The sequence below is a fragment of the Rhodococcus sp. 06-235-1A genome (assembly GCF_002258785.1).
In the GTDB taxonomy this organism is placed as follows: domain Bacteria; phylum Actinomycetota; class Actinomycetes; order Mycobacteriales; family Mycobacteriaceae; genus Rhodococcoides.
This window is the reverse complement of sequence record NZ_NOYI01000013.1, coordinates 514,541-523,514: the sequence shown is the minus strand read 5'-3', so window position 1 is coordinate 523,514 and position 8,974 is coordinate 514,541. Positions and strand designations below refer to the sequence as shown.

Sequence of the window (8,974 nt, the reverse complement as noted above, 5' to 3'; positions counted from 1 at the left end):
GGCGCTCGCGGTAACCTCCCGAGCATGAAACCAGGCGAGCTCGTTCCCGATTTTTCCCTGCCGGACCAGACCGGAGAGACCCGAACCCTGACCGAATTGCTGGCGAACGGTCCGATAGTGCTGTTCTTCTACCCGGCCGCGTTCACCCCCGGGTGCACCGCCGAGGCGTGCCACTTCCGGGACCTGGCCTCCGAGTTCGCCGAGGTGGGAGCCACCCGAGTGGGAATCAGTGCCGACGCCGTCGCCAAGCAGGCAGAATTCGCTGCGTCCAAGTCGTTCGACTACCCACTGCTCTCCGACGAGGACGGTGCCGTCGCCACCGCATTCGGGGTCAAGCGCGGCCTGCTCGCCAAGCTCTCCCCGGTCAAGCGAGCGACTTTCGTCATCGGAACCGACAGGAAGGTGCTCGAGACCTTCTCGAGCGAAGTACGGTTCGAAGCTCACGCGGACAAGGCTCTGGAGTACCTGCGCGCACATCGCACATAGCGGCCTGTCCGACGCGATGCCTCGAGTGGGGGGACGCTCGAGGCATCATGTGCAGACCACAACTAACTTGATCGAGAGGTTCCCCGCGATGGACACGTCGGCGACACCGCAGGAGGCGACACCGGGAGATGCGGTGGATCCCCGTTGGCTCACCGAGAGTCAACAGGAGGCCTGGCGGTCGCTCGTCGCCCTCGTCACTCGGCTTCCGGCAGCGCTGGACGCTCAATTGCAACGCGATTCGCAGCTGACCCACTTCGATTACTTCGTCCTCGCCGTGGTCAGCGAGAACCCACAGCGCCGCATCCAGCTTCGTGATCTGGCCGAGTACGCGAACGCGTCTCTCTCGCGCCTGTCGCACGTGATCACCAAGCTGGAGAAAGCCGGGTGGGTTCGGCGCGAGTCCATCCCCGGGAGCCGGGGATCCTACGCAGTGCTGACCGACGCCGGAATGGACAAAGTCGTGGCATCGGCACCGGGTCACGTCGCCACTGTGCAGGCGCTGATCTTCGACGGTCTGTCCGACTCGGAGGTCGGCGAACTCGGAACCCTCAGCTCCACTCTGCTGGTCCAGCTGGACAAGGGAATCGCGGCAGGTACAGGTCACGCCTGAGTGTCGGGTCCCAACAGGACATCGACATCGAAACAGGTGTGCGTGCCCGTGTGACATGCCGCACCGACCTGGTCGACGACCAGGAGCACGGTGTCACCGTCGCAGTCGAGCCGGACCTCGTGCACGTACTGCGTATGCCCCGAGGTCTCGCCCTTCACCCAGTACTGCCGCCTCGACCTGGAATAGTAAGTGCCCTTGCGGGTTTCGAGGGTACGCGAGAGCGCCTCGTCGTCCATCCAGGCAACCATGAGCACCTGACCGGTCGATCGTTCCTGCACGACGGCGCTGAACAGCCCGGCCTCGTTGCGTTTGAGTCTCGCGGACAGACTCGGGTCGAGTGTCATCGATGAACCTCTTCGCTAGCGAACGACGATGCGCTCGGCACGCATCGCGTCCTTGACCTGGCCGATGGTGAGATCGCCGAAATGGAAGACGCTGGCAGCCAGAACGGCATCGGCTCCGGCATGCACTGCCGGTGAGAAGTGCTCCACGCTACCGGCTCCCCCACTGGCGATGACCGGGACGTGCACGGCGGCACGGACCGCCGCGATCATCGGCAGATCGAACCCTGCCTTCGTGCCGTCGGCGTCCATGGAATTGAGCAGGATCTCCCCGACGCCGAGCTCGGCTCCGCGCACTGCCCATTCGACGGCGTCGATGCCGGTGCCGCGTTTGCCTCCGTGCGTGGTGACCTCCCAGCCCGACGGGGTGTCCTGCTGGCCGTCGGGAACTGTTCGAGCGTCGACCGAGAGCACGATGCACTGCGAGCCGAACCGTTCACTGAGCTCGCGCAGCAACTCCGGTCGAGCGATCGCCGCGGTGTTGACACTGACCTTGTCGGCTCCGGCCCGCAGCAGGCGATCGACGTCGGCGACCGTCCGCACTCCCCCGCCGACGGTGAGCGGAATGAACACCTGCTCGGCGGTTCGGCTGACCACGTCGAGCATCGTGCCTCGATCGGAGGTGGACGCGGTGACGTCGAGAAAGGTCAGTTCGTCGGCTCCCTGCGCGTCGTAGGCCGCGGCGAGCTCGACGGGATCGCCTGCGTCCCGCAGGTTCTCGAAGTTCACACCCTTGACGACGCGCCCGGCGTCGACGTCGAGACACGGAATGACTCTGACCGCGACGCTCATCGCATCGGTCCTTCCAGATAGTCGGCGGGATCACCGAGTTCGATGATCACCTTCAGCAGTTCGTCGTGTACGCCGGGGCCTGCAGCGAGCACCGACGTCGAGTCGACGGTCCACGGTTCACCCGCGAGATCGGTGACCACTCCGCCCGCCGCGCGCACCAGCAGTGCGCCTGCCGCGTTGTCCCACGCACGGTGCCCGAACACCACCGCGCCGCCGAGTACGCCACTGGCCGTATAGGCCAGATCCACCCCGGTGGCCCCGTGCATCCGCAGCCGGGACGAGTGCATCGACAACTCTTCGAGAATACGGAACCTGAAACGCCCCGGCAGCGAGCCGCGACTGGCGACGTTGAAGGCGCCGAACCCGATCATGGACTCGCGCAACGATTTCGGCTGCAACGAGGGCAGGGCGTCGCCGTTGAGCAGCAACGGACCGTCTGCAACGGCCGCGAAACGCTGACCCACCAACGGAAGCCACGTGAGCCCGAGAACCGGCTCGCCGTCGTCGAGCAGAGCCAGCAACGTTCCGGCCGAGGGCAACCCCGACGAGTAGTTGAACGTGCCGTCGATCGGGTCGAGCACCCAGACCAGACCCGTGTTCAGGTCGGGTCCGCCGAATTCCTCACCGTGCACGGCAATTCCGGTCGCCTCGTGCAGTTCGGCGGTGAGTCGACGTTCGAGTTCCAAGTCGACTGCGGTGGCGAAGTCGTCGGGCCCCTTCTGCACCGCACTGGGTGCGCCCACGCCCGCAACGAACCGATCGTGGATGCCGTCGAGCAACCCACCGGCGATCTCGAGCAGACGTGTCGGTTCCTCGGGAAGGGTCATTCGTCGTTACCGAGACACCGCAGCGAGGGCGTCCGGGAGGGTGAAACGTCCGGCGTAGAGCGCCTTTCCGACGATGGAACCTTCCACTCCGCGGTCGACCAGTCCGGCGATCGCTTCCAGATCCGCGATCGTGGACACCCCGCCCGACGCGATGACGGGCTTGTCGGTCTTGGCGCACACGTCGGCGAGCAGTTCCAGGTTGGGCCCGGTCAAGGTGCCGTCCTTGGTCACATCGGTGACCACGTAGCGCGAGCACCCGTCGCGCTCGAGCCGTTCGAGAACCTCCCACAGGTCGCCGCCGTCGCTGACCCAGCCCCGGCCGCGTAGACGCGGCGCTCCGTCGACGATGAGCACATCCAGGCCGACGGCGACGCGATCTCCGAACTCGCCGATCGCGCGGGAGCACCATTGCGGATCCTCGAGGGCTGCGGTGCCGAGATTGACTCGTGCGCAACCGGTCGCCAGCGCCGCACGCAGTGACTCGTCGTCACGAATGCCGCCCGACAGCTCCACCTCGACATCGAGTTCACCGACGACCGACGCGAGCAGCTCGCGGTTGGATCCACGTCCGAACGCAGCATCGAGATCGACCAGATGGACCCATTCTGCGCCGTCGTTCTGCCACGCGAGGGCGGCATCGCGAGGCGACCCGTACTTCGTTTCGCTTCCGGCTTCTCCTTGAACGAGACGGACAGCTTCGCCGCCTGCGACATCGACAGCAGGCAATAAGACCAGGCTCACGTGCGGTTATGCTACGGGCCGAGCAGGCGTGAACTCAAAACGGGTCGCCTGTGGTCCTACCGGAGTTCCCTGCGTGTCATGCGCGTGGACACCACACCCATCGCCGCGATCGCTCCGACCACACCGGCCAACGCAATGACCAGAGCTGTTCCGGCGCTCGGCTGCAGGACGGCGATCAGGGCGGTGGCGAGGGCCAGCACGGCCACGGCAGCACCGAGCGCTCGAAAAGCCAAGCGCCCCAGTGAGAACTCGCGGTCGCTCACACCGATCGGACCCAGTTCTCCAGCAGCGCGGCCCCCGCGTCACCGGACTTCTCCGGGTGGAACTGAGTGGCCGAGAGCGCGCCGTTCTCCACCGCGGCGAGGAACCGGCCGCCGTGATCGGCCCAGGTGAGCAGCGGGGCAGCGATGGTGTCGCTGGGTTCGAGCTCCCACTGCTGCGCGGCGTAGGAGTGGACGAAGTAGAACCGGGTCTCGGGATCGATGCCGTCGAACAGCACACTTTTCTCGGGTGCCTCGACGGTGTTCCACCCCATGTGGGGCAGCACCTCGGCCTGCAACCGCTCGACCGTTCCCGGCCACTCCCCACACCCGTTCGCCTCGACGCCGAACTCGACCCCGCGGTCGAACAGGATCTGCATTCCGACGCAGATACCCAGCACGGGTCGTCCGCCGGCCAGACGCCGCCCGATGATGCGCTCGCCCTTGACGGCCAGCAGGCCCTCCATACAGGCGGCGAATGCACCGACCCCGGGGACGACCAATGCTTCTGCATTCAGAGCCTCGTCGAAGTCCGAGGTCACGGTCACATCGGCACCGACCCGGGCGAGCGCCCTCTTCGCCGAGTGCAGATTGCCCGAGCCGTAATCGAGCAACACCACAGAAGTCATGAGCGAAGTCTATCGGGGCGTGGTCGTGCGATGATCGCCACCGCCGCGACGACGACCACCGTGATCGCGGCAGCGGTGAAGCCCGCGGTGTACCCGATGCTCGTCGCCAGCACACCGAGGGCGAGTGCGCCCGCTCCGGTACCGGCGTCGAAGCTGATGTTCCAGACTGCGCTGGCGCTGCTGTATCGAGCGGGACCGGCAGCATCGAACGCCATCACCAGGCTGTCGTTCTGGCATGCGCCGTACCCGATTCCGAACAGGACGGCCGCGACGAAGAACAGTGCCGCGGGCATGCCGCCGAGCGCAGCGATTGCGAACAAGACGATGCCGAGCGCCGCCGATACCAGTGCCGGAACCACCGAGCGTCCGATTCCGATTCGATCCGCCACGGAACCCGCGGCGTAGCGGCCGACGAGCATCGCGGCGCTGACCACGGCCAGTGCCAGGCCGATCATCGCCGCGCGGTTCGACTCGGCGATCGGCAACAGACTGGTGATTCCGCCGTACGCCGCGGATACCGAGGCCACGACCAGACACGGCACGAGGAATTGCCGTACGTCGAGGCGAACCCGCTCGATCCTGGGCGGCTGCGGGGCAGGCCGGGTGGGTGGCAACAGCGCCACGCCGATCAGGCCTGCCGCGGGCACCAGAGCACCGAGTACGAACACGGCCGTCGGACTCGCCGCGAAGATCACCAGACCCAGTGGCAGCGTGACCATCTGAGCCAAGGCGACGGCGATCCCCTGCGCGCCCGTTGCCCGGCCGAGCAACGCTGTCGGAGCGAGCTCGGCGACGATGGCGGCACCGGCGACCGTCAACATTCCGAAACCCGTTCCCCGCAATGCGGACACCGCGAGCGCCGGTGCTGCCTCGACGGAGACGATGAACAGCAGCGCAGGCAGACCGAGGAGCAGACACCCGGCGGCCAGAACCGCACGGTGGCCGACTCGCTGCAGCATGCGTGGCACGAACAGCTGAGTGATCACCGTCGTGGCCATGAAGATCGCAGTGCTGGCCGCCGCCACCGCGTCCGATGCCCCCGACTGGGACACAGCGAGGGGAACCACCGGGAGCAGCAATCCCCAGCCGCCGAACGCCGCTGCTCCCATCGCCATCGCGGCGGGGAGACCGCGAATGGCCAGCAGACCACTCAAAGCACGAGCGCCGATCGACCGATCACAGACTTCCCTTGGTGGACAGAATTCCGGTCACACGTGGGTCGTACTCGGTGGCCTGCCGAAGCGCCCGAGCGACCGCCTTGAACTCGGCTTCGGTGATGTGATGCTGGTCCCGGCCGTAGATCACGCGAACGTGCAGAGCGATGCGAGCGTTGGACGCCAGCGTCTCGAACACGTGCTTGTTGATCACCGTGGAGTACGGAACTCCCGGGTAGCCACCGATGACCGAGTGCACCATGTAGTCGGGCTCGCCGGTGTGCACGCAGTACGGCCGGCCGGACACGTCGACCGCCGCGTGCACGAGCGTTTCGTCCATCGGAATGAACGAGTCGCCGAACCGGGTGATGCCCGCCTTGTCGCCGAGGGCCTGACCGAGCGCCTGGCCGAGCACGATCGCGGTGTCCTCGACGGTGTGGTGCGCCTCGATCTCGATATCGCCCTTCGCGCGCACTGTCAGGTCGAAACGAGCATGGGTGCCGAGCGCGGTGAGCATGTGGTCGTAGAACGGAACTCCGGTGGAGATGTCGACGATGCCGGTGCCGTCGAGGTTCAGCTCCACCGAGATGTCGGATTCCTTGGTGGTGCGCTCGATCTTGGCGATGCGGGGAGCGGGTGTGGTCACTGCTGTGCCTCTGCTCTTTCGGTCGATGCGAGTGCTGCGCTGACGGTGAGGAATCGGTCGTTCTCGTGCGCCAGACCGATGGTGACGCGCAGATATCCTGTAATTCCGACGTCTCGGATGAGGACGCCGTCGTCCAGGTACCGCTGCCACGTCGCGGCCGCATCGGAAAACCGGCCGAAGAGCAGGAAGTTCGCGTCGGACGGCACCACGTCGTAACCCTGGCTGCCGAGTGCCGCGGCCACCCGATCTCGTTCGGCGGACAGTTCGGCCACGCTGCCCAGAGTGTCCGACGCATGCCGCAGCGCAGCGCGCGCTGCTGCCTGCGTGACGACCGATAGGTGATAAGGCAAGCGCACCAACAACATTGCGTCGACGACGGCCGGCGCAGCAACGAGATATCCCAGTCGACCGCCGGCGAACGCGAACGCCTTGCTCATGGTTCGGCTGACCACGATCTTGCTCGGGTAGCTTTCGATCAATCCGATCGCGCTCGGCGCAGAGGAGAACTCGGCATAGGCCTCGTCGACCACCACTATTCCCGGTGCCGCGTCGAGGATTCGGCGCAGATCCGCCTCGCCGATGCTGTGGCCCGTCGGATTGTTGGGGCTGGTGACGAACACGACATCGGGCTTGCGCTCCTCGATCGCCTGCACCGCGTAGTCGACGTCGAGAGAGAAATCTGCCCGACGCTCGGCCGGGATCCATTCGGTCTGAGTCCCCGACGAAATGATGGGATGCATGGAGTACGACGGCACGAAGCCCAGTGCCGTGCGGTCCGGTCCGCCGAACGCCTGTAGCAACTGCTGCAGAATCTCGTTGGAGCCGTTGGCCGCCCACACGTTCGCCGTGTCGACCGCGAAACCGGTCTGCTCGCTGAGGTAGCGCGCGAGGTCGGCTCGCAACTCGTCCGCATCGCGATCCGGGTAGCGGTGGAGCTGCCCGGCGGCGACGCGAACGGAGTCCGCCACGTCGTCGATCAACGCCTGCGTCGGCGGGTGCGGATTCTCGTTGGTGTTCAACTGAACCGGCACGGTGAGCTGCGGCGCGCCGTACGGTGACTTGCCGACGAGCGCCTCGCGCAGCGGGAGGTCGTCCAGCGAGACCGACTGTCCCAGAGCATCACTCACGACGCGTCACCGGTTCGCAACCCCTCGAACCGCAGCCGCACCGCTTCGCCGTGGGCGGGCAGGTCCTCGGCATTGGCCAGTGCAATGACGTGCGCCGCAACATCTTTGAGTGCAGCTTCGCTGTAGTCGACCACGTGGATGCCGCGCAGGAACGTCTGCACGCTCAGGCCGGACGAGTGCCGAGCGCAGCCGGCGGTCGGGAGCACGTGGTTGGAGCCCGCGCAGTAGTCACCGAGGCTCACCGGCGACCATGCCCCGACGAACACGGCACCAGCGCTGCGTACCCGCGCGGCGACGTCGGAAGCGTCCTTCGTCTGGATCTCGAGGTGCTCGGCGGCGTAGGCGTTGACCACGGCCAAGCCCTGCGTGACGTCGTCGACCAGCACGATGCCGGACTGGCTTCCGTTCAGTGCGGTGGCCACGCGGTCGGCATGCCGGGTGGATGCCATCTGTGCGTTGACGGCCTCATCGACCGCGTCGGCGAGTTCGATGCTGTCGGTCACCAACACGCTGGCCGCCATGACGTCGTGCTCGGCCTGGCTGATGAGGTCTGCAGCCACGTGGACGGGATCCGCGGTGGCGTCGGCGAGAATTGCAATCTCGGTGGGGCCTGCCTCGGAGTCGATTCCGACGAGTGAGCGACACAGTCGCTTGGCGGCCGTGACGTAGATGTTGCCGGGACCGGTGATCAGATCGACCGGTGCCAACTCGCCGCCGTCGGTGTCGACGCCGCCGTAGGTGAGCAGCGCTACACCCTGGCCGCCGCCGACCGCCCAGACCTCGTCCACGCCGAGCAGCTGCGCCGCAGCAAGGATTGTGGGGTGGGGCAGTCCGCCGAAGTTCTTCTGCGGCGGAGACGCCACCACCAGGGAGCCGACGCCTGCGATCTGCGCGGGCACCACGTTCATCACGACCGACGACGGGTACACGGCGTTGCCGCCGGGCACGTACAGGCCCACCCGATCGACGGGGATCCAACGCTCGGTCACGGTCCCCCCGGGCACCACCTGGGTGGTGTGGTCGGTTCGGCGCTGATCGGAGTGCACCAGGCGGGTTCGTTCGATCGCGACTTCGAGAGCAGCACGAACTTCCGGGTCGAGCTCGGCGAGAGCCTTGACCAGCTCCTCCTGCGGAACCCGAACACGGTCCGGCCGAACGCCGTCGAACTTCTCACTGAATTCCAGTGCCGCCTCGGTGCCGCGTTCCTTGACGGCATCCACGACGGGGCGAACCTGATGCAGCACCGAATCGACATCCACTCCGCCTCGGGGAAGTGCGCCGCGTAGTTCGGCGGTGGATGGAGTTCGTCCGCGTAGATCGACGCGGGCGAGCTCGATGCGGGCAGGCATAATGGGCCCCTT

The 8,974-nt window shown here is 66.6% G+C and carries 12 protein-coding genes; 2 read left to right on the top strand and 10 right to left on the bottom strand.

Annotation, left to right across the window (positions count from 1 at the left end; genetic code table 11):
- Positions 1–24 precede the first annotated feature (24 nt).
- Positions 25–486, top strand: coding sequence for a peroxiredoxin (locus CH275_RS15550; RefSeq protein WP_094679183.1), 462 nt, complete (start codon positions 25–27; stop codon positions 484–486).
- Between the two features lie 88 nt (positions 487–574).
- Entirely contained in the window at positions 575–1,096 is a 522-nt protein-coding gene (locus CH275_RS15545; RefSeq protein WP_094679182.1) for a MarR family winged helix-turn-helix transcriptional regulator, read from the top strand.
- On the opposite strand, the gene hisI is transcribed toward CH275_RS15545, so the two are convergent.
- The 10 genes from hisI to hisD form a co-directional block, all read right to left on the bottom strand.
- The gene (gene hisI, locus CH275_RS15540) at positions 1,087–1,440 is read right to left on the bottom strand and encodes a phosphoribosyl-AMP cyclohydrolase (RefSeq protein ID WP_094679181.1); all 354 of its coding nucleotides are present in this window, start codon (positions 1,438–1,440) and stop codon (positions 1,087–1,089) included. The two genes, CH275_RS15545 and hisI, sit on opposite strands and share 10 nt — an antisense overlap.
- 15 nt (positions 1,441–1,455) lie before the next feature.
- A complete protein-coding gene (gene hisF, locus CH275_RS15535) occupies positions 1,456–2,229 on the bottom strand; it encodes an imidazole glycerol phosphate synthase subunit HisF (protein WP_094612623.1) in 774 nt (257 codons plus the stop codon).
- Positions 2,226–3,056, bottom strand: coding sequence for an inositol monophosphatase family protein (locus CH275_RS15530; RefSeq protein WP_094679180.1), 831 nt, complete (start codon positions 3,054–3,056; stop codon positions 2,226–2,228). The genes hisF and CH275_RS15530 overlap by 4 nt, the downstream gene beginning before the upstream one ends.
- Before the next feature lie 6 nt (positions 3,057–3,062).
- A complete protein-coding gene (gene priA, locus CH275_RS15525) occupies positions 3,063–3,797 on the bottom strand; it encodes a bifunctional 1-(5-phosphoribosyl)-5-((5-phosphoribosylamino)methylideneamino)imidazole-4-carboxamide isomerase/phosphoribosylanthranilate isomerase PriA (RefSeq protein WP_037177565.1) in 735 nt (244 codons plus the stop codon).
- A gap of 56 nt (positions 3,798–3,853) precedes the next feature.
- Entirely contained in the window at positions 3,854–4,060 is a 207-nt protein-coding gene (locus tag CH275_RS15520; RefSeq protein ID WP_094679179.1) for a hypothetical protein, read from the bottom strand.
- Positions 4,057–4,686 (bottom strand): imidazole glycerol phosphate synthase subunit HisH, encoded by a 630-nt coding sequence (gene hisH / locus CH275_RS15515; RefSeq protein WP_094679178.1) that lies wholly within the window; start codon positions 4,684–4,686, stop codon positions 4,057–4,059. The genes CH275_RS15520 and hisH overlap by 4 nt, the downstream gene beginning before the upstream one ends.
- Positions 4,683–5,801 carry an MFS transporter gene (locus CH275_RS15510; RefSeq protein ID WP_094679312.1) on the bottom strand — a complete coding sequence of 373 codons (1,119 nt, stop codon included), beginning with the start codon at positions 5,799–5,801 and terminating at the stop codon, positions 4,683–4,685. Before CH275_RS15510 ends, hisH begins: the two co-directional genes overlap by 4 nt.
- Positions 5,802–5,862: 61 nt before the next feature.
- Positions 5,863–6,486: an imidazoleglycerol-phosphate dehydratase HisB gene (hisB, locus tag CH275_RS15505; RefSeq protein ID WP_032379000.1), complete on the bottom strand. Its 624-nt coding sequence runs from the start codon at positions 6,484–6,486 to the stop codon at positions 5,863–5,865.
- Entirely contained in the window at positions 6,483–7,613 is a 1,131-nt protein-coding gene (locus tag CH275_RS15500; RefSeq protein ID WP_094679177.1) for a histidinol-phosphate transaminase, read from the bottom strand. Before CH275_RS15500 ends, hisB begins: the two co-directional genes overlap by 4 nt.
- Positions 7,610–8,962, bottom strand: coding sequence for a histidinol dehydrogenase (gene hisD, locus CH275_RS15495; RefSeq protein ID WP_094679176.1), 1,353 nt, complete (start codon positions 8,960–8,962; stop codon positions 7,610–7,612). The genes CH275_RS15500 and hisD overlap by 4 nt, the downstream gene beginning before the upstream one ends.
- Positions 8,963–8,974 lie beyond the last annotated feature (12 nt).

What these genes read in the sequence shown, in the direction of transcription:
- CH275_RS15545 (WP_094679182.1), top strand. Translation starts at nt 575, where the DNA reads ATGGACACGTCGGCGACACCGCAGGAGGCGACACCGGGAGATGCGGTG.
- hisH (WP_094679178.1), bottom strand. Translation starts at nt 4,686, where the DNA reads ATGACTTCTGTGGTGTTGCTCGATTACGGCTCGGGCAATCTGCACTCG.
- CH275_RS15510 (WP_094679312.1), bottom strand. Translation starts at nt 5,801, where the DNA reads ATGGCGATGGGAGCAGCGGCGTTCGGCGGCTGGGGATTGCTGCTCCCG.
- hisF (WP_094612623.1), bottom strand. Translation starts at nt 2,229, where the DNA reads ATGAGCGTCGCGGTCAGAGTCATTCCGTGTCTCGACGTCGACGCCGGG.
- hisI (WP_094679181.1), bottom strand. Translation starts at nt 1,440, where the DNA reads ATGACACTCGACCCGAGTCTGTCCGCGAGACTCAAACGCAACGAGGCC.
- hisD (WP_094679176.1), bottom strand. Translation starts at nt 8,962, where the DNA reads ATGCCTGCCCGCATCGAGCTCGCCCGCGTCGATCTACGCGGACGAACT.
- CH275_RS15550 (WP_094679183.1), top strand. Translation starts at nt 25, where the DNA reads ATGAAACCAGGCGAGCTCGTTCCCGATTTTTCCCTGCCGGACCAGACC.
- CH275_RS15530 (WP_094679180.1), bottom strand. Translation starts at nt 3,056, where the DNA reads ATGACCCTTCCCGAGGAACCGACACGTCTGCTCGAGATCGCCGGTGGG.